23 protein-coding genes are annotated in these 21,130 nt (G+C 66.4%); 7 read left to right on the forward strand and 16 right to left on the reverse strand.

Annotation, left to right across the window (positions count from 1 at the left end):
• Window positions 1-36 precede the first annotated feature (36 nt).
• The 4 genes from AC1RU4_RS14170 (at window position 37) to AC1RU4_RS14185 (ending at window position 4,026) form a co-directional block, all read left to right on the forward strand.
• Entirely contained in the window at window positions 37-1,356 is a 1,320-nt protein-coding gene (locus AC1RU4_RS14170; RefSeq protein ID WP_492891737.1) for a branched-chain amino acid ABC transporter permease, read from the forward strand.
• 8 nt (window positions 1,357-1,364) lie between these two features.
• On the forward strand, window positions 1,365-2,591 hold the full coding sequence (locus AC1RU4_RS14175; RefSeq protein WP_492891738.1) for a threonine ammonia-lyase: 1,227 nt from the start codon (window positions 1,365-1,367) through the stop codon (window positions 2,589-2,591).
• Window positions 2,592-2,662: 71 nt separating this feature from the next.
• Complete coding sequence (locus AC1RU4_RS14180) at window positions 2,663-3,184, forward strand: RDD family protein (RefSeq protein WP_492891739.1); 522 nt, start codon at window positions 2,663-2,665, stop codon at window positions 3,182-3,184.
• Window positions 3,185-3,267: 83 nt separating this feature from the next.
• On the forward strand, window positions 3,268-4,026 hold the full coding sequence (locus tag AC1RU4_RS14185; protein WP_492891740.1) for an arginyltransferase: 759 nt from the start codon (window positions 3,268-3,270) through the stop codon (window positions 4,024-4,026).
• Window positions 4,027-4,101: 75 nt separating this feature from the next.
• Here AC1RU4_RS14185 and parC read toward each other — a convergent pair whose 3' ends face one another.
• The 12 genes from parC to rpoZ all read right to left on the reverse strand — a co-directional run bounded on the left by parC (window position 4,102) and on the right by rpoZ (window position 15,625).
• Complete coding sequence (gene parC, locus AC1RU4_RS14190; protein ID WP_492891741.1) at window positions 4,102-6,333, reverse strand: DNA topoisomerase IV subunit A; 2,232 nt, start codon at window positions 6,331-6,333, stop codon at window positions 4,102-4,104.
• A gap of 186 nt (window positions 6,334-6,519) precedes the next feature.
• Entirely contained in the window at window positions 6,520-7,254 is a 735-nt protein-coding gene (gene recO, locus AC1RU4_RS14195; RefSeq protein ID WP_492891742.1) for a DNA repair protein RecO, read from the reverse strand.
• A gap of 38 nt (window positions 7,255-7,292) precedes the next feature.
• The gene (gene era, locus AC1RU4_RS14200) at window positions 7,293-8,207 is read right to left on the reverse strand and encodes a GTPase Era (RefSeq protein ID WP_492891743.1); all 915 of its coding nucleotides are present in this window, start codon (window positions 8,205-8,207) and stop codon (window positions 7,293-7,295) included.
• Entirely contained in the window at window positions 8,204-8,920 is a 717-nt protein-coding gene (rnc, locus tag AC1RU4_RS14205) for a ribonuclease III (protein ID WP_492891744.1), read from the reverse strand. Before rnc ends, era begins: the two co-directional genes overlap by 4 nt.
• Window positions 8,917-9,672: a signal peptidase I gene (gene lepB / locus AC1RU4_RS14210; protein WP_492891745.1), complete on the reverse strand. Its 756-nt coding sequence runs from the start codon at window positions 9,670-9,672 to the stop codon at window positions 8,917-8,919. Before lepB ends, rnc begins: the two co-directional genes overlap by 4 nt.
• Before the next feature lie 123 nt (window positions 9,673-9,795).
• Complete coding sequence (acpS, locus tag AC1RU4_RS14215; RefSeq protein ID WP_492891746.1) at window positions 9,796-10,215, reverse strand: holo-ACP synthase; 420 nt, start codon at window positions 10,213-10,215, stop codon at window positions 9,796-9,798.
• A gap of 9 nt (window positions 10,216-10,224) precedes the next feature.
• The gene (locus tag AC1RU4_RS14220; RefSeq protein ID WP_492891747.1) at window positions 10,225-11,019 is read right to left on the reverse strand and encodes a pyridoxine 5'-phosphate synthase; all 795 of its coding nucleotides are present in this window, start codon (window positions 11,017-11,019) and stop codon (window positions 10,225-10,227) included.
• The gene (gene pyrE, locus AC1RU4_RS14225) at window positions 11,016-11,609 is read right to left on the reverse strand and encodes an orotate phosphoribosyltransferase (protein ID WP_492891748.1); all 594 of its coding nucleotides are present in this window, start codon (window positions 11,607-11,609) and stop codon (window positions 11,016-11,018) included. Before pyrE ends, AC1RU4_RS14220 begins: the two co-directional genes overlap by 4 nt.
• A gap of 90 nt (window positions 11,610-11,699) precedes the next feature.
• A complete protein-coding gene (locus AC1RU4_RS14230; protein WP_492891749.1) occupies window positions 11,700-12,539 on the reverse strand; it encodes a transglutaminase-like domain-containing protein in 840 nt (279 codons plus the stop codon).
• 43 nt (window positions 12,540-12,582) lie between these two features.
• Window positions 12,583-12,768, reverse strand: coding sequence for a hypothetical protein (locus tag AC1RU4_RS14235; RefSeq protein WP_492891750.1), 186 nt, complete (start codon window positions 12,766-12,768; stop codon window positions 12,583-12,585).
• Between the two features lie 88 nt (window positions 12,769-12,856).
• Window positions 12,857-15,070, reverse strand: coding sequence for a RelA/SpoT family protein (locus AC1RU4_RS14240; protein WP_492891751.1), 2,214 nt, complete (start codon window positions 15,068-15,070; stop codon window positions 12,857-12,859).
• 165 nt (window positions 15,071-15,235) lie between these two features.
• The gene (gene rpoZ / locus AC1RU4_RS14245; protein ID WP_492891752.1) at window positions 15,236-15,625 is read right to left on the reverse strand and encodes a DNA-directed RNA polymerase subunit omega; all 390 of its coding nucleotides are present in this window, start codon (window positions 15,623-15,625) and stop codon (window positions 15,236-15,238) included.
• A gap of 216 nt (window positions 15,626-15,841) precedes the next feature.
• Between rpoZ and AC1RU4_RS14250 the strand changes: the two genes are divergently transcribed.
• Window positions 15,842-16,465: a LabA-like NYN domain-containing protein gene (locus tag AC1RU4_RS14250; protein ID WP_492891753.1), complete on the forward strand. Its 624-nt coding sequence runs from the start codon at window positions 15,842-15,844 to the stop codon at window positions 16,463-16,465.
• On the forward strand, window positions 16,462-17,127 hold the full coding sequence (locus tag AC1RU4_RS14255) for a uracil-DNA glycosylase (RefSeq protein WP_492891754.1): 666 nt from the start codon (window positions 16,462-16,464) through the stop codon (window positions 17,125-17,127). The genes AC1RU4_RS14250 and AC1RU4_RS14255 overlap by 4 nt, the downstream gene beginning before the upstream one ends.
• Before the next feature lie 13 nt (window positions 17,128-17,140).
• Here AC1RU4_RS14255 and epmA read toward each other — a convergent pair whose 3' ends face one another.
• Window positions 17,141-18,199: an EF-P lysine aminoacylase EpmA gene (gene epmA / locus AC1RU4_RS14260; RefSeq protein WP_492891755.1), complete on the reverse strand. Its 1,059-nt coding sequence runs from the start codon at window positions 18,197-18,199 to the stop codon at window positions 17,141-17,143.
• A gap of 145 nt (window positions 18,200-18,344) precedes the next feature.
• Between epmA and efp the strand changes: the two genes are divergently transcribed.
• Window positions 18,345-18,914 (forward strand): elongation factor P, encoded by a 570-nt coding sequence (gene efp, locus AC1RU4_RS14265; RefSeq protein ID WP_492891756.1) that lies wholly within the window; start codon window positions 18,345-18,347, stop codon window positions 18,912-18,914.
• Window positions 18,915-18,935: 21 nt separating this feature from the next.
• On the opposite strand, the gene AC1RU4_RS14270 is transcribed toward efp, so the two are convergent.
• From AC1RU4_RS14270 to dapA, 3 genes are read right to left on the reverse strand one after another with little or no spacing between them, the layout of a single operon-like run.
• Complete coding sequence (locus AC1RU4_RS14270) at window positions 18,936-19,499, reverse strand: peroxiredoxin (protein ID WP_492891757.1); 564 nt, start codon at window positions 19,497-19,499, stop codon at window positions 18,936-18,938.
• Between the two features lie 4 nt (window positions 19,500-19,503).
• Window positions 19,504-19,977, reverse strand: coding sequence for an SsrA-binding protein SmpB (smpB, locus tag AC1RU4_RS14275; RefSeq protein ID WP_492891758.1), 474 nt, complete (start codon window positions 19,975-19,977; stop codon window positions 19,504-19,506).
• Window positions 19,978-20,017: 40 nt separating this feature from the next.
• Window positions 20,018-20,908, reverse strand: coding sequence for a 4-hydroxy-tetrahydrodipicolinate synthase (gene dapA, locus AC1RU4_RS14280; RefSeq protein WP_492891759.1), 891 nt, complete (start codon window positions 20,906-20,908; stop codon window positions 20,018-20,020).
• Between the last annotated feature and the right edge of the window lie 222 nt (window positions 20,909-21,130).

Raw genomic sequence — 21,130 nt, forward strand, 5'->3', positions numbered from 1 at the left:
GCCGGGCCGGCCCGCGTGCCCATAGATGGCCGGTCCATGCGTCTGCTGCTTGCTCTCGCCGCGCTGTGCCTGTGCCTGCTCATGTCGGCCTGCGGCTCGATCATAGATGCCGACCAGGCGCGCATCTGTCGCGGCTTGGCGCCGGCCTTGCACGACGCAGACGCACTGATCGAGGAGGCGGCACTGACACCGGTGCCGGGCGCCGCCGCCATCAAGCTGTCCTATCGGGTGCGCTCTGCGGCCCGCACGCGCCCGCACTGGATCATCTGCACCTTTGCCGGCCAAACCGGCGTCGCCCGCGCCACGCTGATCGCCGTCGACACCGACGCCGGGCCGCTGAGCGACGTCCGGCTCTATATCCTCAAGCGGTGGTGGCTGGCCGACATAACGTATGCTCCCGTTGCGGAAGCGGCGCTGCAGCTGTCGCCACGCGTGGCCTACTGGCTCCAGCAGGCCGTCAACGGCACGGCGCTGGCCGGCATCTACGGCCTCGTCGCGACAGGCTTCGCGCTGGTGCATGGCCTGTTCGGCCGCATCAATCTCGCTTTCGGCGAGATCGCGGTCGCCGGCGGGGTCTACATGCTGATCGCGGTGGAACTGGCGAGCCTTGCCGGGCGGCTGGGGCCGCTTGACCTGCTGCTGGCGCTCGCCGCCGGCCTCGCGGCAGCGATGACGCTGGGCTGGATCACCGGGCGCTACGTCGTTCTCCCGCTGACCTCCTCGTCCTCCTCGCCGCAATCCGTGCTGATCGGCACCATTGCCGTCGCGGTGGTGTTGGGAGAGGCGGCGCGCATCACGGCGCCGCTGCGGGTCAACTGGCTGCCGCCGCTGTTGAACCTGCCCATCCCGCTCGCCGGCCAGTCCGGCTTCGTTGCCACGGTGACCGCCGCGCAGCTCCTCGCCGCCGGCATGAGCCTATGCGGGGCCTCGACGCTACTCGGCCTCATGGCCTTCACTCGTTTCGGCCGCGCCTGGCGGGCCTATGCCGACGATCCGCTGATGGCGGCGCTCATCGGTGTCCGGGTTCCGGCGCTGCGGAGCGGTACGTTTCTGGTGGCGGGAGCCGCCGCGGGGCTGGCCGGTGCGGTCAGCGTCGTCGCCTATGGCACCGTCCAGCCGGGCGAAGGGCTGGCGATTACGCTCAAAGCCTTGATTTCGGCGATCATTGGCGGCATTGGCTCTGTGCCGGGTGCTTTTCTCGGCGCACTGCTGGTCGCCGCCGTCGAAATCGTGTGGTCGGCGACCTTCGATATCGTCTATCGCGATCTCGTCATCTATGCCCTTCTGGCTTTCTTCCTCGTGCTGAGGCCAGGCGGGCTCCTCAATAATGCGGCCACGCGGCCGCGCGAATTCTGAGTGGTTCCATGACCCTTCCCGTAACTCCCGCCGACGTCGCCGCAGCTCGCCATGTGCTGACCGGCGCGGTGCTGCGCACGCCCACGCTGCCGGCGCCGCGCCTGTCGGCGATTACGGGCGCGCATGTCTTCGTCAAATACGAGAATCTGCAGGTCACCGCGAGCTTCAAGGAGCGCGGCGCGCTGGTGAAGCTCGCCAGCCTCAGCGCCGAGGAGCGCGCCCATGGCGTCGTCGCCATGTCGGCCGGCAACCATGCGCAGGCGGTGGCCTATCACGCCGCCCGCCTCGGCATCCGTGCCACCATCGTCATGCCGAAATTCACCCCCATCGTGAAAGTGGCGGCGACCGAGGCCCATGGCGCCCGCGTGGTGCTGCACGGCGAGACCGTGGCCGATGCCAGCGTCGAGGCTGACCGCATCTCGCGGGAGGAGAACCTCGTCTGGGTGCACCCCTATGACGACCGCCACGTCATTGCCGGCCAGGGCTCCATCGCCGCCGAGATGCTGGAGGACGCGCCGGATCTCGACGTGATGCTGGTGCCGATCGGCGGCGGCGGCCTCATCTCCGGCATGGCGGTGGCGGCGCGGCATATCCGCCCCGATATCGAGCTGGTCGGCGTCGAGACGACGCTCTATCCCGCAATGTGGAACGCGCTCCACCAGCAGAACCTGCCCTGCGAGGGCACGACGCTGGCGGAAGGCATCGCGGTGAAGAATGTCGGCGTGCTGACGCGCGAGATCGTCTCGGCGCTGGTCTCCGATGTGGTGCTGGTCGACGAGCCCACCTTCGAGCGGGCGGTGAATCTGTTCCTCACCCAGCAGAAGACGCTGGCGGAGGGCGCCGGCGCCGGCGGCCTCGCCGCGCTGCTCGCCGAACCGGAGCGGTATCGCGGCCGCAATGTCGGCCTCGTGGTGTCCGGCGGCAATATCGACCCGCGCACCGTCGCCTCGATCATGCTGCGCGAGCTGGAACGCGAAGAGCGCATCGTCTCCTTCCGCTTCTCCATGCTCGACCGGCCGGGCGAGCTCGGCATCATCTCGACCCTGCTCGGCAGTCTCGGCGCCAACATCCTCGAGGTGGAGCACAAGCGCCACTTCCTCGACGTTCACGCCAAGGGCGCCCGGCTCGACGTCACGGTGGAGACCCGCGACCGCAGCCACGCCGAGAACGTGCACCGCGCCCTTATTGCCGAAGGCATGGACGTGGCGCGCATCGACTGGCAGTCCGGTAGCTGACCTCCGCGAGGCGGCTCTTGCCGCACGGTTCGGCGAAGGCCATCTGAAAGGGATCGATCCGGGAGAACGCCATGTCCGATCCCTTCACCATGGGCGGCTCCGCCGTGCCCAGGCCCTATGCCTATGACCCGCTCACCGAACCGGAATATTTCCGCGGCGTGCTGTGGAGGCGCCTCATCGCCTTCCTGATCGACGCCTTCATCGTCTGCGCCCCGATCGGGGTCGCGGCGCTGGTGATCTTCGTGTCGGGTTTCGTGACCTTCGGCCTCGGTTGGCTGCTGTTCGGCATGCTGAGCCCGGCCTTCGTGATCTGGGCGCTGGTCTATAGCGGGCTGACGCTCGGCGGACGCGAATCGGCCACGGTCGGCATGCGCGTCATGGAGATCGAGATGCGGCTCTGGTACGGCGCGCCGATGTATTCGCTGCTCGCCGTGCTCAGCGTCGTGCTGTTCTGGGTGTCGCTCAGCGTCCTGACCCCGCTGGTCCTGATCGTCGGCCTGCTCAACAGCCGCAAGCGTTTGCTGCATGACCTGCTGCTGGGCACCGTGGTCACCAACAGCGAAGCCCGCGCCGCTTCCCTGCGCCGACGGTGACACTTTTACGCGATACGCATTTCTGCCTTTGACGCGGAGGCCGGCCCGCGCGATCCTTCTATCAGTCGGACATTGAAAGACCCGTGACGGAACATCCTCGCGATACGCCGCAATTCTATCTGACGGCTCCCTCGCCGTGCCCCTATCTGCCGGGGCGCGAGGAACGTAAGGTGTTTACCCATCTGGTAGGCGAGCGGGCGACCCAGCTCAACGATGTGCTCACCCATGGCGGCTTTCGCCGCAGCCAGTCGATCGCCTATCGCCCCGCCTGCGAACAGTGCCGCGCCTGTGTCTCCGTGCGTGTCTGCGTCGACGATTTTCATGAATCGCGGCGTTTTCGCCGGGTCCGGCAGGCCAATGCCGACCTGATCGGCGACATGCGGGCGGCGGTGCCGACCGCCGAGCAATATTCGCTGTTCCGCGCCTATCTCGACAGCCGCCATGGCGACGGCGGCATGGCGGACATGACGGTGCTTGACTACGCGATGATGGTCGAGGACAGCCATGTGCGCACCCGCCTCGTCGAATATCGCCGGCGCGGGCCGGACACCGCCATCCATGGCCACGGACAGGGTTCGCTCTACGCGGTGGCGCTCACCGACATCCTCGCCGATGGCCTGTCCATGGTCTACTCGTTCTACGAGCCGGACGAGGCCGCCCGCTCCATCGGCACCTTCGTCATCCTCGACCATATCGCAAAGGCCAAGGCGCTCGGCCTGCCCTATGTCTATCTCGGCTATTGGGTCGATGGCTCGGCCAAGATGGGCTACAAGCGCCAGTTCCTGCCGCAGGAACGGTTGACCGCCCATGGCTGGGAGCGGGTCGACCAGGTTCAGGCCTAATCGGCCGTGATTATATTAGCCGGCAACATTATTCCTTGATGGACGAACCGTCACGTACTCAACCCTTCGTGCCGTTCAAAATCGATTATTGCGCGGAAATCCCTTAGGCGGCAAACGACCGGTGCCCGCGCGTTCGCCACGCCATTCGGTCAGATCGGTCACCGTCCAGGTGCGGTTGGACGTGTCGAGCCAGGTAAGGCCGTCGGCGAGGGCGAACACCTTGATGTCCGACATCTCGCCGTCCTTGTAGCGCTGGAGGCGCACGCCGCGCCCGCGCACCATTTCCGGCACCTGCGACAGCGGGAACACCAGCAGCTTGCGGTTCTCGCCGATCACCGCGACGCTGTCGCCGGACGCCACCACGAGCCGGCAGGCTTCCTGCCCGTCGACGCCCAGAACCTGCTTGCCCTTGCGGGTATTGGCGAGGCAGTCGTCCTCGGCGACCAGGAAGCCCCTGCCCTCCTTCGCCGCCACCAGCAGCTTGCGCCCACCCTGGTAGACGATGACGTCGACGATATCGGCCTCCTGCTCGAGGTCGATCGACAGGCGCAACGGCTCGCCATGTCCGCGGCCGCCCGGCAGCTTGGAGGCATCCAGCGTATAGAAGCGGCCATTGGTGGCGAAGACCAGCAGCTTGGAGGTGGTCTCGGCGAAGAAGCTGAGCTTCAGCGAATCGTCGCCCTTGAAGGCGAGCGTGCCGAGATCGGCGACATGGCCCTTGAGGGTACGGATCCAGCCTTTCTGCGACACGACGACGGTGATCGGCTCGCGCTCCACCAGCGCCTCGATCACCGCGCCGGCGTCATGGGAGGTGGCCTCGCCGAACGTCGTGCGGCGGCGGCCGATCTCGGTGTCCGGCCCGAACAGCTTGCGTGTCTCGGTGATCTGGTCGCCGATCGCCTTCCACTGGCGCGCTTCCGATCCCAGCAGCTTTTCCAGCTTGTCCTTTTCCTTCGACAGCTTGTCGTGCTCCTTGCGGATCTCGAACTCCTCGAGACGCCGCAGGCTGCGCAGCCGCATGTTCAGGATGGCCTCGGCCTGCACGTCCGTAAGCTCGAAACGCGCCATCAGCACCGGCTTCGGCTCGTCCTCCTCGCGAATGATGCGGATCACCTCGTCGAGATTGAGATAGGCGATGAGGTAGCCGGCGAGCACTTCCAGCCGATGCTCGATCTCGGCCAGACGGTGACGCGAGCGGCGCAGCAGCACGTCGCGCCGATGGTCCAGCCATTCGCGCAGCACCTCGGCGAGGCTGACCACCTTCGGCACCAGCCCGCCGACCAGCACATTCATGTTCAGCGGGAAGCGCACCTCCAGCTCGGTGAGCTTGAACAGGCTTTCCATCAGCAGCTCGGCGTCGACATTGCGCGCCCGCGGCTCCAGCACGAGGCGCACATCCTCGGCGGATTCGTCGCGCACGTCGGCGAGCAGCGGCAGCTTCTTCTCGTTGAGCAGGTCGGCAATCTTTTCCACGAGGCGCGACTTGGCGACGCCGTAGGGAATCTCGGTCACCACCACGACATAGGTGCCGCGGCCGGTTTCTTCCTTGCTCCAGCGGGCGCGCAGGCGGAAGCCGCCGCGGCCGGTGGCATAGGCGTCGGCGATTGAGGCCGGCGATTCGATGAGTATGCCGCCGGTCGGGAAGTCCGGCCCCTTCACGAAGTGCAGCAACTCGTCGGTGGTCGCCTCGGGGTTCGCGATGAGATGCAGACAGGCGTCGAACAGCTCGGCCGCGTTGTGCGGCGGGATCGAGGTCGCCATGCCGACCGCGATGCCGGTCGAGCCGTTGGCGAGCAGATTGGGGAAGCCGCCGGGCATGACGACGGGTTCGTCGGTGGTGCCGTCATAGTTAGGGCGGAAGGCGACCGCATCCTCGTCGATGCCGTCGATGATCAGCCGCGCCACCTCGGTCAGTCGCGCCTCGGTGTAGCGCTCGGCGGCGGCATTGTCGCCGTCGATATTGCCGAAATTGCCCTGCCCGTCGACCAGCGGATAGCGCTGCGAGAAATCCTGGGCCAGCCGCACCATGGCATCGTAGATCGCCATGTTGCCGTGCGGATGGAAGGAGCCCATCACATCGCCGACGATCTTGGCGCTCTTGCGGAAGCCGCCGCCGGGATCGAGGCGCAACAGCCGCATGCCATAGAGGATGCGGCGATGCACCGGCTTCAACCCGTCGCGCGCATCCGGCAGCGCGCGATGCATGATGGTGGACAGCGCATAGGCGAGGTAGCGCTCCTCGAGCGCGGCCTTGAGGCCGACAGGCTCGATAATGCCGTCGTCAGTCGGAATCGGTCCCTCTCCCATAGATCCTTCGCTACATGGAACTCGTCACGGGAACAAGACGCGAACGCGCCGCATCAACCGGCGTTTTCGTCGGGCTGTACGCAGGCAGGCCACCGCCGCGGTCTTGTTGCCGACCTATGGCACGCATGACACGTGAAAGCCCACCGAAGGCACCTGCTCGCCGACCTGAATCTCGTCCCCCCTCATCTACCGATCCACAGGGCCTCGCAGCACGGCGTGGAGGAATGCGGCGCGGGTGTCAGGCAGCGCCGCGCCGCGGGGCTCGAAGACCCGTCGGGCGAGGAAATGGCCGGTCAGCTCGAAAGCCGCGCGAAGATCGCCCGCGGCCGGCGGCTCGGCCACTTCGCCGATCAGGAAATAGGGCAGATCGAAGAGCTGCGTGCGCCATGGCTCGCCGGCATCGCGGCTGACGGCCCGGCCGGATTTCGGCGAGACATAGAGCAGGTCGTTGCGCCCGCCCGTCGCGGCGCAGCTATCGAGGTCGAGGCCGAAACCCAGCTCGGCCAGCATCCTCAGCTCGAACCGGGCCAGCATCATCGCCGCGAGCGACGGCTCGGCGAGATGGTCGACCATGACGTCGAGCGTCGCATAGAGATCGGGATGCGGGTCGCGCTCCGGCAACAGGCGAACGAGGCTGCCGAGATGGCTGATGGCAAAGGCGGAATGGGCCTGGTTCATCAGGTTGCCGGCCCGTGAGCGCGTCACCTCCAGGGTGAAGGCGCCGAGATGCTCGTCGAGCCGCGCCCGCCACGCGACATGGACACCGTTTCCGGGCTGCAGCGCCGGCGCCTGCTTGCGCGAGCCGCCGCCGCGCACCAGGCCGAGATGCCGGCCATGAGCGGCGGTCAGCAGCTCGACGATGGCATTGGCCTCGCCGTGACGGCGAAGCCCGAGGATGATGCCTTCATCCGTCCACTCCATCGCGGCGGCGCCCTGGTTATATCCTTATTCCGAACGGGCTAGTCGGAGCTCGGGAACTCCAGACCCATTTCGCGATAGCGCTCCGGGTCGTCGGCCCAGTTCTCGCGCACCTTCACGAACAGGAACAGATGCACCGGTGCCTCGACGATCTCGGTAAGCTCCTTGCGCGAGGCCATGGAGATCGCCTTGATGGTCTCGCCACCCTTGCCGAGCACGATCTTCCGCTGGCTTTCGCGCTCGACGAAGATCGTCTGCTCGATGCGCACCGACCCGTCCTTGCGTTCCTGCCAGCTGTCCGTCTCCACCGTCGAGCGGTAGGGAAGTTCCTCGTGCAGGCGGTGGAACAGCTTCTCGCGGGTGATCTCGGCGGCCAGCATGCGCATCGGCGCGTCGGAAATCTGGTCCTCGGGATAGAGCCAGGGCCCAACCGGCAATACCTCGGTCAGCCACTGGCGCAGCTGCGCAAGCCCATCGCCCTCCAGCGCCGAGATCATGAACACACGGTCGAGGCTGATATGCTCGGCCACCTTGGCGGCAAGCTCCAGCAGGCTGTCGCGTTTGACGAGGTCGATCTTGTTCAGGATGACCGCGCGCGGGCGCTTGACCTCGGCGAGGCCGCGCATGATCGCCTCGACCTCTTCGGTGATGCCGACACGCGCGTCCACGAGCAGCGCCACCGCATCGGCGTCACCGGCTCCACCCCAGGCGGAGCGCACCATCGCCTTCTCCAGCCGGCGCTTCGGCGCAAAGATGCCGGGCGTGTCGACGAGCACGATCTGCACCGTCCCCTCGATGGCGATGCCGCGCACCAGGCTGCGGGTCGTCTGCACCTTGTGCGAAACGATCGAGACCTTGGTGCCGACCAGCGCGTTGGTCAGCGTCGACTTGCCGGCATTCGGGGCGCCGATGAGGGCGACGAAGCCGCAGCGCGTAGTAACGTCCGTATCGTTCATGAAGCGACCCGTTCGAGAAAGGCAGCGGCCGCCGCCTTCTGAGCGCCCTGCTTGGAGGTACCGACACCTTCGGCCGGCTCCCATCCGGGAACCTCGACCGCGATGCGGAACTGCGGATTATGATCCGGTCCGTCCCGCTCGACCAGCCGGTAATGCGGCGGCGGCAGGCCGCGCGCTTGCGCCCATTCCTGAAGCGCGGTCTTGGGATCGCGCCCGGCGCTGCCGCGCCTGTCGAGACGGGGACGCCAGAAGCGCTCGACCAGCTTTTCGGCAGCGGGGAAGCCAGCGTCGAGATAGACGGCGGCCAGCACCGCCTCGGCGATGTCGGCGAGGATGGCCTGCCGATGCCGCCCGCCGGTGCGCTCCTCGCCGGCACCCAACCGCACGAAGGCCGCAATGCCCATATCCTGCGCGACCTGGGCGCAGGCCTCCTCGCAGACGAGATCGGAGAGCCGGCGCGACAGCTCGCCCTCCTCGGCGTCGGGATAGGTGCGGTAGAGCATGTCGGAGACGATGAGCCCGAGCACATGGTCGCCGAGGAATTCCAGCCGCTGATAAGACAGTACCCGCGCGCGGCTGCCCTGCACGCCGGTCACGGCGCTGATATGGGTCAGCGCCAGGACGAGGTAGGACAGCTCGGAAAAATCGTGGCCGAGAGAATGCTCGAGCGCAGCGAGATCGGCCCGGTCATCGCTCCGGGTCGGCCGATTCATCGCACGAACGAGAACAGGCGATCCCACCGGATCGTCCAGGGCCATTTCCACACCTGCCAGGCCGATGCCCCCTCCTTCACCGAGAAGAAGATCATCTGGGCACGGCCGATCAGGTTCTCATAGGGCACATAGCCGACCTGGCTGAGCACGCGGCTGTCGGAGGAATTGTCGCGGTTGTCGCCCATCATGAAATAATGGCCGGGCGGCACCTGATAGACGGGGGTGTTGTCGTAGAAGCCGTTATCGACGAGATCGAGCGTCTGGTAGCTGACGCCGTTCGGCAGCGTCTCCCTCCACACCTTCACCCGCTGGACCCGCCCGTCGCCTTCGTCGTCCATCCAGTAGCCGGCATCCTCGCGCTTCACCGGCACGCCGTTGATGTTGAGCACGCCGCCGATCATCTGGATCTGGTCACCGGGCAGGCCGATGACGCGCTTGATGTAGTCGGTGGCTTCGTCGCGGGGCAGCTTGAACACCACCACGTCGCCGCGCTCGGGCGTCGAGCCGAGGATCCGCCCGTCAAACAGCGGCGGCGAGAGCGGCAGCGAGAAGCGGCTGTAGCCGTAGCTGAACTTCGACACAAAGAGATAATCGCCGACCAGCAGCGTCTCCTTCATCGAGCCGGATGGAATGTTGAACGGCTGGAACAGGAAGGTGCGGATGATCAGAGCGATCAGAAACGCCTGAAGGATGACCTTGGCGGTCTCGCCGAGGCCGCCTTCCTTCTTCTTCGGTTCGGTTGTCGAGCTCATCGTGCTTTCCGCTAAGCCGCGCTCAGGCTGACGCCGGCACGGCACCACCTAAATCGGGGCCGTGGGCTCCTATAGCCGCTCCTTACGCCTGCGGCAACGCGCGCACTTCACGATCGAAGGAGCTTACCTTTCGGGAACGGGGACCGGTTTGGGCACCGCGCTGATGATGACGAAAGCCTGGGCGAGCGGGCCGTCATCGGTGATGGTCAGGTCGATGCGTGCCTCGCAGCCCGGCGGCGTCATCGCGTCGAGCCGCTCCTTGGCCCCGCCGGTAAGAAGCATGGTGGGCCGGCCGGAGGGCAGGTTCACCACCCCCATGTCCCGCCAGAACACGCCCTGCGACAGCCCGGTGCCGAGGGCCTTGGAACAGGCTTCCTTGGCGGCGAAGCGCTTGGCGTAGCTCTCGGCGCGACGCGCGCGGCGCTCCGACTTCGCCCGCTCGACCGGCGTGAAGACACGCTCGATGAAGCGTTCGCCGTGGCGCTCCAGCACTTCGGCGACCCGCCGCGCGTCAATGAGATCCGAACCGATTCCCAGGATCATGTCGCCCTCTCACGCCGCCTTGCCCGCCCGCAACTGCGCCCGACCGCGCGCCATTGCCGAGCGCATGCGCCGGACTGCCGTCTCGAGCCCCTCGAAAATCGCCTCGCCGATCAGGAAATGACCGATATTGAGTTCGCGGATAGGGGCATGCGCCGCCATGATCTGAGCCGTCTCGAAGTCGAGACCATGGCCGGCATGCACTTCCAGACCCAACGTCGCCGCCTGTTCGGCGGCAGCGGTGAGCCGGCCCAGCTCGGCCGCGGCTTCGTCGTGCCGCCCCGCCGTGCGAAGCTCGCACCAGGCGCCGGTATGAAGCTCGACCACCGCCGCGCCGATATCGGCGGCCCGCACGATCTGGTCGGCATCCGGCGCGACGAACAGCGACACGCGGATGCCGGCGGCCGAAAGCCGTTCGACGCGATGGGCAAGGTCGATGCCGCCGCCAAGCACGTCGAGCCCGCCTTCCGTCGTGCGCTCCTCGCGCCGCTCCGGCACCAGGCAGCAGGCATGCGGACGCAATTTGGTGGCGATGGCGACCATCTCGCTGGTTGCCGCCATCTCGAAATTGAGCGGAATGGGCAGAGCCTCGCGCAGGCGCCGGATATCGTCGTCGCGCACATGGCGGCGGTCTTCGCGTAGATGGGCAGTGATGCCGTCGGCGCCGGCAGCCGCGGCGAGCTGCGCGGCGCGCAGCGGATCGGGCAACGCGCCGCCGCGGGCATTCCGCACCGTGGCGACGTGGTCGATATTCACGCCGAGGCGGATCGGCGGAACCACGAGCGGCGATATGGACACGGTGCTCATGCCTTCGCACCCTGCAGCCCGCGGCTGCCCGGCTTTACCGCCGGCATGGCGGCAAGGTCCGGCGGCAGCGCATCCGGTGCGTAGGTCGGGATGTCGAGGCTGGCGAGCGCCACCATCGGCACACCGAGATCCGCCTTGCCGCCCGACCGGTCGATCAGGCAGGCGGCGCCAACGATCTTGCCAGGGTAGCTCGCGATGGAGGCGAGGCATTCGCGCGACGACAGGCCGGTGGTGACGATGTCCTCGACCATCAACACGCGCGCGCCCTCCGGGATGGAGAAACCACGCCGCAGCGCGAACTGCCCATCCTCGCGCTCGACGAATATCGCCTTGGCGCCGAGGTGGCGGGCCGTCTCATAGCCGGGAATGATGCCACCCATGGCGGGCGAAACCACGTAGTCGATGCGGCCGAAGGCGGCCTGCGCCTTTTCGGCGAGCGCGCGGCACAGCCGCTCGGTGCGCGCCGGATCCATGAAGATGAACATCTTCTGGAGGAACACCGGGCTGCGCAGCCCGGAGGAGAGGATGAAATGCCCTTCGAGCAGAGCGCCGGCGGCGCGAAACTCGGCGAGGACCTCGTCTTCAGTCATGGCGGCAAACCGATCGGGCAATGAATGGAACGGCGGGTGATAACCCATCCGCCGTTCCGCGTCACGATGCCCGTGCCATCGGACGGTATGTCAGGCCGCCACCGCCTCGCTTCCCACCATCTCGTCGGTCCAGACCTCGAAGCCGGCGAGGCCATGTGAGCCGAAGGTGCAGACGATCGGCACGTCGGTGGCGTCGCGGCCACGCGCCATGACGACGCGACCGATGCGCGGGATATTGTGGCGAGCGTCGAAGCTGTACCAGCGTCCGCCGAGATAGGCCTCGAACCAGGCGCTGAAATCCATCGGCGCCGGATCGCGCGGCACGCCGATGTCGCCGAGATAGCCGGTGCAGTAGCGTGCCGGGATGTTCATCGCCCGGCACAGGGTGATGGCGAGATGGGCAAAGTCGCGGCAGACGCCACGCTTCTCCCGGAACACGCCGGTAGCGGAACGGGTGCAGTCGGCATGGGCATAGCCGAACCGCACATGATCGTGCACGAAATCGCAGATCGCCTGCACGCGCGCCCACCCCTCCGGCACATGGCCGAAGCGAGACCACGCCTCGCCGGCGAGCAGGTCGGTCTCGCAATAGCGGCTGCCCAGCAGGAACACCATCACGTCCTCGGGCAGTTCGTCGAGCGGCGACTGCCGAGCGGCGAAATTGGTCACGTCGCGCGTGCCGGGATCGTGGATCACGCCGTGATGCTCGATCTCGGTACGTCCAACCGGCAGGACGACCCGCCGACGCACATTCCCGAACATGTCGAGCGACATGGAGGGGGCAAGCGTGCGTTGGCCGTCATTGCGCATGAACATCGGCGACTGCACGATGATGTCCTGATGGCGCGACGTGTGCACATCGATGGCGAAGGTCGCCGGTGTCGGATTGGCACAGTCGAGCGCCACCCGAAATCCATATCGGATACGCATGCTTCTCAGCCTCATGTGAGAGAGGGAGCGGGCTCGGCCGCGCTCAATAGTGACCGGACGTACGACCACCGCGTGATCGTGCCCGAACGGAAACCAGAACCGCCTGTCCGACCAACCGGTCGACGCGTCCGGCCGCCTCGAGGGCGCCATGGCCCAGCGTGCGGCCACTCCACTGCTTGGCAAGGCCGGCGACGATACGCATTGTGCTGTGAACGATATCCGCGATCATCGCGTCCTCCCTCGCATGGCCATCCAGGCGGCCTTTTCGAAGCGACAACGCGAAGAAAGCCAGAGGGTTCCGGCGGTTCGGCGGCGTCTTAACCGTTGACGCGCTCGACGCTCGACACCACCGGGCGCGAGCGCAGATCCGAAACGATGCCGTTGAGATGGCGCAGGTCGTAGACGCCGATATCGATCACCATGCGCGTGAAATCGGGCGAGCGCGACGACATGTGCAGGTTGTCGATATTGCCGTCGCGCTCGCCGATGACCTGCGCAATCTGCCCGAGCGAGCCCGGCTCGTTGGTGGCGACCACCACGATCTGCACCGGAAAGCGCTGCGGATCGCCCTCGTCGACGTCCCAGCGCACATCGAGCCAGCGCTCCGGCTCTTCCTCGAAATCCTGCAAGGCCGGCGACTGGATCGGATAGATGGTGATCCCCTCGCCCGGCGTCATGATGCCGACGATCCGGTCGCCGGGCACGGCGCCGCCATTCGGCGCGAAGCGGACGGGCAGTTCGCGGTTGATGCCGCGGATCGGGATGGCGGTCTTGGGATCGGCCACCGTCTCGACGCCGGGTATCTTGAACTTCAGGCTCTGGCCGCGCTCCAGTTCGAACCAGCCCTCGCCCTTGGGGGCGACCTTCTCTTCCGAGCGCGGCCCGGTCCATTCCGGATAGAGCGCCTTGACCACGTCGTCGGCCTTCATCTCGCCGAGGCCGACCGCCGCATAGACTTCCTCCGGCGTCGCGCGGGCGAGGCGATTGACCGATCCGGCCAGCTTCTCGTCGGAGAACGCCTTGCCGGCGCGCGCCATGGCACGGTCCACCATGCGGCGTCCGAGGCCGGCATATTGCGCGCGCACCGCGACGCGCGTTGCACGCCTGATCGCGGCGCGGGCCTTGCCGGTGACGACGATGGATTCCCACGCCGCCGGCGGCGTTGCCGACGGCGAGGTGATGATCTCGACCTCGTCGCCATTGTGGAGGCGGGACACCAGCGGCGATACCTTGCCGTTGATCTTGGCGCCGGTCGCCATGTTGCCCACGCCGGTATGCACCGCATAGGCGAAGTCGATCGGCGTCGCCCCGCGCGGCAGGGCGATCAGCCGTCCCTTGGGCGTGAAGCAGAACACCTGGTCGTGGAAGAGTTCGAGCTTGGTATGCTCCAGGAATTCCTCGGGGCTCGATCCCTCGGCCAGCAGCTCGATGGTGCGCCGCAGCCACGCATAGGCGTTGGAATCGCGGGTCAGCAGGTCCTCGCCGACCGCGGCCGGCTCGCCATCCTTGTAGATCGCATGCGCGGCGATGCCGTATTCGGCGATCTCGTGCATCTGGCGGGTGCGGATCTGCAGCTCGACACGCTGGCGCCCGGGACCGACGACGGTGGTATGGACGGAGCGGTAGTCGTTCTGCTTGGGGGTCGAGATGTAGTCCTTGAAGCGGCCCGGCACCACGCGCCACCTGGTGTGCACCACGCCGAGCGCGCCGTAGCATTCCTCCACCGTCCGCACGATGATGCGGAAGCCGTAGATATCCGACAACTGCTCGAAGGCGACAGACTTCTGCTCCATCTTCCGCCAGATGGAATAGGGCCGCTTCTCGCGCCCCTTCACGACCGCCGCCACCCCCTTCTGGCCGAGGGCATCGGACAGCTCGCGCTCGATGGCCGCCACCAGTTCGCCATTGTGATCCTTGAGCGCGTTCAGCCGGCCGAGGATCGATTCATAGGCTTCCGGGGAAAGCTGGCGGAAGGACAGGTCCTCCAGCTCTTCGCGCATGTCATGCATGCCCATGCGGCCGGCGAGCGGCGCATAGATGTCCAGCGTTTCCTGGGCGACGCGGTTGCGCTTCTCTTCCGGCACCCATTTCAGGGTCCGCATGTTGTGCAGCCGGTCGGCGAGCTTGACCAGCAGCACCCGTACATCATCGGCGATGGCGAGCAGCAGCTTGCGGAGGTTCTCCGCCTGCTTGGCCTGCTTGGAGACGAGATCGAGCTTCTTGATCTTGGTCAGGCCCTCGACCAGCGCGCCGATCTGCGGACCGAACCACTTGTCGATCTCGTCGCGGGTGGCGTCGGTGTCCTCGATCGTGTCGTGCAGCAGCGCCGCGACGATGGTGGCGTCATCGAGCTTGAGGTCGGTAAGGATCGCGGCGACTTCGAGCGGATGCGAGAAATAGGGGTCGCCGGAGGCGCGCTTCTGCGTGCCATGCGCGCGCATGGCATAGACATAGGCGCGATCGAGCAGCGCCTCGTCGGTATTGGGATTATACCGGCGCACGCGCTCGACGAGCTCGTACTGCCGCATCATGACAGGATCTCGCGAGGGGAACGACCCGACCGTCCCCGATGGCTAGATATGATCGTCGGCGGGGCCAAGGCAAGCGCTCCAGCGGAAATTCCGCCGCAAAAGCAACAGCCCGGCACGAGGCCGGGCTGCGGGATAAATCTATTGCCGGATCGGCCGGACGGCCATTCAGCCTTCTTCGTCGTCGCTCGGCTCCGGCGGCACCAGGCCCTGAAGACCGGCCAGCAGTTCCTCTTCCGTCATGCGGTCGAGCATGACGTCGGGATCGTCCGCACCGCCCTCGCCGCTCGACGCGATCATCGGAACCGTCTCGGCTTCCGGCTCGTCGACTTCGGTGAACTTCTGCAGCGAATGGATGAGATCTTCCTTCAGATCCTCCGGCGAGATGGTCTCGTCGGCGATCTCGCGAAGGGCGACGACGGGGTTCTTGTCGTTGTCGCGATCGACGGTGATCGGCGAACCGGACGCGATCATGCGGGCCCGGTGGCCGGCCAGAAGGACGAGTTCGAAGCGATTGTCGACCTTGTCGATGCAATCCTCGACGGTGACGCGAGCCATGCTCCGGCACTCCTGTGGGTTATTTCGGAAAGCGTTGCCTTAGCCGATGCCTCGCCGGAGAGCAAGCGGTCATCCTGGCAGGCAATCCGCAAACGCAAAATTTGACCGCATGACGACGATAAATGCGCTATGACTGGGAGATAGGGCGGAAGTCAGCTTCGTTGAGTGGTAAGCGAGGCTTCATTTTTAAATCATGTTCATTAGGTAAGAGCCATAATGGTCCAGCCCATGGAAAAAATTGCTCTCTTTATCGACGGTGCAAATCTATATTCAGCGACAAAGTCTCTTGGTTTCGATATCGACTACAAGCGCCTTCTGAAAGAATTTCAGAGCAAGGGCTACGTATTACGGGCTTTTTATTACACTACTCTCGTAGAGGATAGCGAGTACTCCTCGATCCGCCCGCTGCTGGATTGGCTCGATTACAATGGCTATTCGGTGGTCACCAAGCCGGCGCGCGAGTTCACCGACAGCCAGGGCCGCCGCCGCGTGCGCGGTAATATGGATATCGAGCTCGCCGTCAATGCAATGGAACTGGCGAGCCATGTCGACCATATCGTCATCTTCTCCGGCGATGGCGATTTTAGGTCGCTGGTCGAAGCGATCCAGCGCAAGGGCGTGCGGGTGAGCGTCGTCTCCAGTGTGAGCACGCAGCCGCCGATGATCGCCGACGAGTTGCGCCGCCAGGCCGATGCCTTCATCGATCTCGTCGACCTGCAGGCGCGCATCGGCCGCGATCCGAACGAGCGGGCGGGCCGCATGACCGAAACGCCCCGCTTCCTCGAACGGCGCGGCCCGGCGCCGACCGTCGGCGGCGACGAAGAGCTCGCCGGCCGGTGAACCCGGTCGACGTCTCTACCGCACCGGCAGCGGAGCCGGCGCGGAACTGTCCGCTGTGCCCGCGCCTCGTCGCATTCCGCGACCAGTGGCGGGCGGCCGAGCCGGGATGGCATAATGCGCCGGTCCCGTCCTTCGGCCCGCAGGATGGTCGCCTGCTCATCGTCGGCCTCGCTCCCGGCCTGCGCGGCGCCAACCGTACCGGCCGACCGTTCACCGGCGATTATGCCGGCGAACTGCTCTACGACACCTTGCTGCGCTTCGGTTTCGCCACCGGACGCTTCGAGGCGCGGGCGGACGACAGCTTGCGGCTGGTCGACGCCCGGCTGACCAACGCCGTGCGCTGCGTGCCACCGGAAAACAAGCCGACCACCGAGGAGATGCGCACCTGCCGCCCCTTCCTCACCGCGACCATCGGCCTGCTGCCGAGCCTCAGCGCCATCGTCGCGCTGGGCAAGATCGCCCACGACCAGGTACTGGCCGCCCATGGCGAACGTCTGTCGCACCATAAGTTCGCGCATGGCGCGGTGCATCGGCTGGGCGACGTCGTGCTCTTCGACAGCTATCATTGCTCCCGCTACAACACGAATACCGGCGTGCTGACGCCGGAAATGTTCCGCGCCGTCTTCGCTGCCGTCCGCACCCATCTCGATGCACTTGGCTGATCAGGGCGCGCGATCAGGGGGCTACCGGCGCCCATAGCACATCCTCTATGCGCCGAGCACCGGTGGCCAGCAGCGCCAGCCGGTCGAGGCCGAGGGCGATGCCGGAGGCCTCCGGCATCCGCGCCAGAGCGGCGAGGAAATCCTCGTCGATCGGATACCGCTCGCCATAGAGCCGCTGCTTCTCATCCATCCACTGCACGAAGCGCCGGCGCTGCTCGGCGGCATCGGTCAGTTCGCCGAAGGCGTTTGCCAGCTCGACGCCGCAGACATAGAGCTCGAACCGTTCCGCCACCCGTCCGTCGCCGGGCTTCGGCCGGGCCAGGGCCGCCTCGCCGATCGGGTATTCGCACAGGATGGTCGGCCGGCCGATGCCGAGGAAGGGCTCGATCTTCTCCACCATCACCCGGGTGAATATATCCGCCCAGACATCGTCCTCGGCGACGCGGATGCCGGCACGGCGGGCGGCGTGCCACAGGGCGTCGCGGTCGGGCGCTCCGGCCGGGTCCAGCGTGGCGAGCAGATCGATGCCGGCATAGCAGGCGAATGCCTCCGTCACCGTCAGCCGCTCCGGCTCCAGCCCGACATCGACGACATGCGCGCCATAACGGAAGATGCCGGCTTCCACCGCCTGCGCCGCCGCCTGCAGCAGGCCGGCGCAATCGTCCATCAGCGCCTCATAGGTCTCGTCGGCGCGATACCATTCCAGCATGGTGAATTCGGGATGATGCAGCGCCGTGCGCTCGCCATTTCGGAACACGCGGGCGAAGGTGAACAGTCGCTTCTCGCCGGCGGCAAGCAGCTTCTTGGCCGTGAATTCCGGCGAGGTGTGCAGGTAGCGCGTGGAGGCCGACCCGTCCGGTGCCACGAGTTGCGTCGAAAAGGCGTGGAGATGCGTCTCGTTGCCGGGGGAGACCTGGAGAATGGGCGTCTCCACCTCGATGAAGTCGCGCGCTATGAAGAAATCGCGCAGCGCCACAACGATGCGCTGGCGGCCGACCAGAAACGGCCGGCGGTCGGCATGGACATCCGGCGACCACCACGGCGAGGCGGCTGCGAAGCTTGAATGTGTCATCGGAACGTCTCCGTCGAACGGGCGAGGTGCCGGCATCGCGCGATGGGGTTGGCGACAGGCGGTCGCGCTTGTATAGGAACCGCCCAAAGGAATCCCGGTCTGCGCCATTTTCCTGTCCGGCGCACCCAACAGCCAGAGGACCGAAATGGTCAAGGTCATCGCCAGCACGCTGCGCAAGGGCGCCGTGGTCGACATCGACGGCAAGCTCTATGTCGTGCTCACCGCCGATAACATCCATCCCGGCAAGGGTACGCCCGTCACCCAGCTCGACATGCGCCGCATCTCCGACGGGGTGAAGATCTCCGAGCGCTACCGCACCACCGAACAGGTGGAGCGCGCCCATGTCGAGGATCGTCCCCACACCTTCCTCTACTCGGACGGCGAAGGGTTCCACTTCATGAACCCGGACAATTACGACCAGGTCGCCGTGCATCCCGACGTCGTCGGCGACCAGGCGCCCTATCTGCAGGAAGGCATGCAGGTCATGCTGAAGATGCACGACGGCAACGGCATCGCCATCGAACTGCCGCAGCGCGTGACGCTGGAGGTCACCGAGACCGAGCCGGCGATGAAGGGTCAGACGGCATCGTCCTCCTACAAGCCCGCCATCCTGTCGAACGGCGTGCGCTCCGCCGTGCCGCCGCATATCGGCATCGGCACCCGCATCGTGGTGATGACGGCGGACGGCTCCTATGTCGAGCGCGCCAAGGACTGAAGCGCGACCGGCCGGGGCTCCCTAGCGCGGATGGGCTCGCAGCCAGGCGAGGACATCCGGCGCGTTCCGCTCCGGCGGAAACACCGGATAGAAGCACTGCGTGATGGCGCCGTCGTCCACGACGAGCGCCATTCGCTTTATGAGCTCCCGGCCATCGGCGAGGAAGGTGGGCAGGCTCAACGCCCGGCCGAAGGCGAGCCCCTCGTCGGACAGTAGCGCGAACGGCAGGTGCAGCCGCTCGGCCGCCTCGCGCTGATAGGCGGTGTCCTGCGTCGACAGGCCGAACACCGCCGTCGCTCCCGCCTCGACCAGTTCGGCGAAATGATCGCGGAAGGCGCAGGATTGCGGCGTGCAGCCACGCGCGCCGGGGATCGCATCCCAGCCTTCCGGCAAGGCGACGCCGGGTCGCCCGGTCATCGGGTAGACATAGACCACGGTGCGGCCCGCAAGCGCGGAGAGGTCGATCGTCCGCCCATCGGTCGCCGGCAAGGCGATGGTCGGAAGGCGCGAGCCGGGCAGGTGCGCCGCCGCGCCGTCGTCTTCCGGCACCGGCAGATCGTCGGGCCGCGTCTCGTATCCGGTCATTGGGCTACCCCCGGTCGCGCATCAGGCGCTGCTTGTCGCGCGCCCAGTCCTTTGCCTTCAGCGCCTCGCGCTTGTCATGCGCCTTGCGGCCGCGGGCGATGGCAAGCTCGACCTTGGCTCGCCCCTGCTCGTTGAAATAGATGCGCAGCGGCACGACGGTCATGCCTTCGCGCTCCACCGCCTGCCACAGCTTGGCGATCTCGCGCATGTGCAGCAGCAATTTGCGCGGCCGGCGCGGCTCGTGGTTGAACCGGTTGGCCTGCAGATATTCGGGGATGAAGGAATTATAGAGGATCGCCTCGCCCGACTTGGCCGAGACGTAGCTCTCCCCCACCGTCGCCTTGCCGTCACGCAGGCTCTTCACCTCCGTGCCGGACAAGGCGATGCCGGCCTCGAACACCTCGCCGATGTCGTAGTCGAATCGGGCGCGGCGGTTCTCGGCCACCACTTTGCGGGGAAGCGTCTTCTTTTCGGCCATTTTATTCAGCTCCGGTTCGGAGCGAAGGCCCCGAACGGCTTCAGTTGATCAGTCCCGCATGAACCATGGCGGCGCGGACGATGTCTTTCGTCGCGTCGCTTACCGGAACCATGGGCAAGCGCGCTTCGTCGGCAATCTTGCCGAGCACGCTCAACGCATATTTGGTGGGGCTGGGGTTGGTTTCAACGAACAGCGCCTGGAACAGCGGGAACAGCCGGTCCTGCAAGGCGAGCGCAGCACCGAAATCGCCGGCGAGGCAGGCGTTCTGCAGCTGCGAGCACAGCTTGGGCGCCACGTTGGAGGCGACCGAGATGCACCCGTCGCCGCCATGGGCCATGAAGGCGAGGGCGGTGGCGTCCTCGCCGGAGAGCTGGTTGAAGGACGGTCCCATCGCCGCGCGCTGCTGGCTGACGCGGGCGAGATTGGCGGTGGCATCCTTCACCCCGACAATGTTCGGCAGTTCGAACAACCGGGCCATGGTTTCCACCGACATGTCGACCACGGACCGGCCGGGAATGTTGTAGATGATGATCGGAATGCCCACCGCACCGGCAATCGCCTTGTAGTGCTGGTACAGGCCCTCCTGGCCAGGCTTGTTGTAGTAGGGCGTCACCACGAGCGCCGCGGCCGCCCCCGCCTTCTCGGCGTGGCGGGCGAGGTCGATCGCCTCGATGGTGTTGTTGGAGCCCGCACCAGCGATCACCGGCACGCGGCCGGCCGCCTGCGCGACGGTCCACTCCACCACAAGCTTGTGTTCCTCATGGGAGACGGTCGGGCTTTCGCCGGTGGTGCCGACGGGAACGAGGCCGTGCGTGCCTTCCTCGATCTGCCAGTCGACCAGTCCGCGCAGCGCTTTCTCATCGAGCACACCATCGCGGAACGGCGTCACGAGAGCCGTATATGAGCCACGAAAGGGCGGCGTGTGAGGCATGGCGCGCTCCTGGTCTTTTCTGGTCGCTGGCGCCCGGCGCAACGTCTGCACCGGCAAAGGGGCTCTCAGATATCGCGTCGGCAGGCGCGAAGAAAGGGGTGTTATGCCGATCCTTCACCGATCCTTTGCCGAACCTTCTTGGCAAAGCTGCGCCTTTGCGGCAGGCTGCCCCGGTTTCGCCGGCTTGAACGGGCAACAAGGCCCGGCGCCGACGAAGATCAC

This window comes from Ancylobacter sp. GW821-FHT10E12 (assembly GCF_058809335.1).

Bases quoted from the DNA above. Each gene is read 5' to 3' on its own strand.
- AC1RU4_RS14170 (WP_492891737.1), top strand. From the start codon at position 37: ATGCGTCTGCTGCTTGCTCTCGCCGCGCTGTGCCTGTGCCTGCTCATG.
- AC1RU4_RS14235 (WP_492891750.1), bottom strand. From the start codon at position 12,768: ATGATCGCGGATATCGTTCACAGCACAATGCGTATCGTCGCCGGCCTT.
- epmA (WP_492891755.1), bottom strand. From the start codon at position 18,199: ATGACACATTCAAGCTTCGCAGCCGCCTCGCCGTGGTGGTCGCCGGAT.
- recO (WP_492891742.1), bottom strand. From the start codon at position 7,254: ATGGAGTGGACGGATGAAGGCATCATCCTCGGGCTTCGCCGTCACGGC.
- dapA (WP_492891759.1), bottom strand. From the start codon at position 20,908: ATGCCTCACACGCCGCCCTTTCGTGGCTCATATACGGCTCTCGTGACG.
- smpB (WP_492891758.1), bottom strand. From the start codon at position 19,977: ATGGCCGAAAAGAAGACGCTTCCCCGCAAAGTGGTGGCCGAGAACCGC.
- AC1RU4_RS14230 (WP_492891749.1), bottom strand. From the start codon at position 12,539: ATGCGTATCCGATATGGATTTCGGGTGGCGCTCGACTGTGCCAATCCG.
- acpS (WP_492891746.1), bottom strand. From the start codon at position 10,215: ATGATCCTGGGAATCGGTTCGGATCTCATTGACGCGCGGCGGGTCGCC.
- AC1RU4_RS14270 (WP_492891757.1), bottom strand. From the start codon at position 19,499: ATGACCGGATACGAGACGCGGCCCGACGATCTGCCGGTGCCGGAAGAC.
- lepB (WP_492891745.1), bottom strand. From the start codon at position 9,672: ATGAGCTCGACAACCGAACCGAAGAAGAAGGAAGGCGGCCTCGGCGAG.
- rnc (WP_492891744.1), bottom strand. From the start codon at position 8,920: ATGAATCGGCCGACCCGGAGCGATGACCGGGCCGATCTCGCTGCGCTC.
- pyrE (WP_492891748.1), bottom strand. From the start codon at position 11,609: ATGACTGAAGACGAGGTCCTCGCCGAGTTTCGCGCCGCCGGCGCTCTG.
- AC1RU4_RS14250 (WP_492891753.1), top strand. From the start codon at position 15,842: ATGGTCCAGCCCATGGAAAAAATTGCTCTCTTTATCGACGGTGCAAAT.
- rpoZ (WP_492891752.1), bottom strand. From the start codon at position 15,625: ATGGCTCGCGTCACCGTCGAGGATTGCATCGACAAGGTCGACAATCGC.
- AC1RU4_RS14220 (WP_492891747.1), bottom strand. From the start codon at position 11,019: ATGAGCACCGTGTCCATATCGCCGCTCGTGGTTCCGCCGATCCGCCTC.
- AC1RU4_RS14180 (WP_492891739.1), top strand. From the start codon at position 2,663: ATGTCCGATCCCTTCACCATGGGCGGCTCCGCCGTGCCCAGGCCCTAT.
- AC1RU4_RS14175 (WP_492891738.1), top strand. From the start codon at position 1,365: ATGACCCTTCCCGTAACTCCCGCCGACGTCGCCGCAGCTCGCCATGTG.
- era (WP_492891743.1), bottom strand. From the start codon at position 8,207: ATGAACGATACGGACGTTACTACGCGCTGCGGCTTCGTCGCCCTCATC.
- parC (WP_492891741.1), bottom strand. From the start codon at position 6,333: ATGGGAGAGGGACCGATTCCGACTGACGACGGCATTATCGAGCCTGTC.
- AC1RU4_RS14240 (WP_492891751.1), bottom strand. From the start codon at position 15,070: ATGATGCGGCAGTACGAGCTCGTCGAGCGCGTGCGCCGGTATAATCCC.
- efp (WP_492891756.1), top strand. From the start codon at position 18,345: ATGGTCAAGGTCATCGCCAGCACGCTGCGCAAGGGCGCCGTGGTCGAC.